Origin of the sequence: Candidatus Enterococcus wittei (assembly GCF_002140175.1) — a bacterium.
Classification (GTDB): domain Bacteria; phylum Bacillota; class Bacilli; order Lactobacillales; family Enterococcaceae; genus Enterococcus_B; species Enterococcus_B wittei.
Window position 1 is genome coordinate 467,146 of record NZ_NGMO01000002.1, and the last position, 1,373, is coordinate 468,518.

Annotated in this window: 1 protein-coding gene; it reads right to left on the minus strand. The window is 30.9% G+C overall.

The window, feature by feature from the left end:
* Positions 1–322: 322 nt before the first annotated feature.
* Positions 323–949 (minus strand): YoaK family protein, encoded by a 627-nt coding sequence (locus tag A5844_RS14795; protein ID WP_086284389.1) that lies wholly within the window; start codon positions 947–949, stop codon positions 323–325.
* Positions 950–1,373: the final 424 nt, after the last annotated feature.

Here is a 1,373-nt window from a genome sequence, read left to right on the forward strand (position 1 = left end):
GAGATTTGTTACAGCACCGGATTTAGTAATATAACTGTCTCTTATACACATCTAGATGTGTATAAGAGACAGATATAATTCCCTAACATAATAATTTTTAACCCCCAAATTATTTATTAGATTCATCTATTAAAGTTCTGAGTTAAAACTAATAACTGTCTCTTATACACATCTAGATGTGTATAAGAATTAAAGTTCTGAGTTAAAACTAATAAAAAGCTACCATTTTTGAATAAAAGCGTCAGTTATTTATAGTACAACGAACTTTTTTCTTGTCAAGTAGTTCTAAATAATAAAAATAGTTTTTTTGAAAAAATTTAACTCATGAGCTTAAGCGATCACTTTTTGACTTTCTTTCCTGAAGCAAATCATTCCAAAATGAAAATGAAGAAATAATCGTTACGATGAATAGAGATAGGAAAATAGTAAAACAATCAGTAAAAAGGTCTCGTAGCTTTAAATAGATATAAGCACCTAGACAAAAAGCAATGGGAATCATTCCCAATTGAAACATCTTTTCTTTCTTTGCTTTTGAAGGAGCTAATAGATAGGTAGCGATGGCTGTTGCAAATTGCTTCAAATCACCCGTAATGAAAAAACTGTTGTAAGAGTAGCCTTTGAGGTAGTTGAAAAAACAAAGTTGAAACGTGTCAATGAAAGCAATCAGCGACAATTTTACAATCGATTTAGGCAGAAAAAGAAGCACCAAAAAAAGAAGAGTTTCTACATAGAGAAAACATAATGGCAGCCAATTTTTATCGAATGAATGTTTCAATAACGTTGCGATGATGGTTCCTATGATGAAACAAAAATTGACAATAAGGATCTTTTTTACAACCGCCCAGTGATTGGAATGAATAGAAAGTGCGAAGAGAATCATGTTCCCAGTTTGTGCGGAGGCAAAAATACTGTAATTCAAATAGGTATAACATCTGTCTCTTATACACATCTAGATGTGTATAAGAGACAGGAAGAGAATCATGTTCCCAGTTTGTGCGGAGGCAAAAATACTGTAATTCAAATAGGTATAACATTCGATCATTCCGCTAATAACCTGTCTCTTATACACATCTAGATGTGTATAAGAGACAGGGAGTATTCCATAGCCCAGAGTTAAACTTTAAAATCCATTTGTATTATCAATATGGCCTATATTCATTAGTATATAGTTTAAGAAGATTTCGAAAAAATAAAATTAATATTGCGCTTTTATTAAACACTTCTTCTTTTTTATTTGCTACTTTTTTAGCTGATTTAGAAGATAGCCTTCATAATAATCCATCGATTCAAGTTACGAAATACATTGCAGACGAAACTTATGATTTAGTCATTACCAATTTGACTATCAATAAATTATTGAATGCTTCTTATAC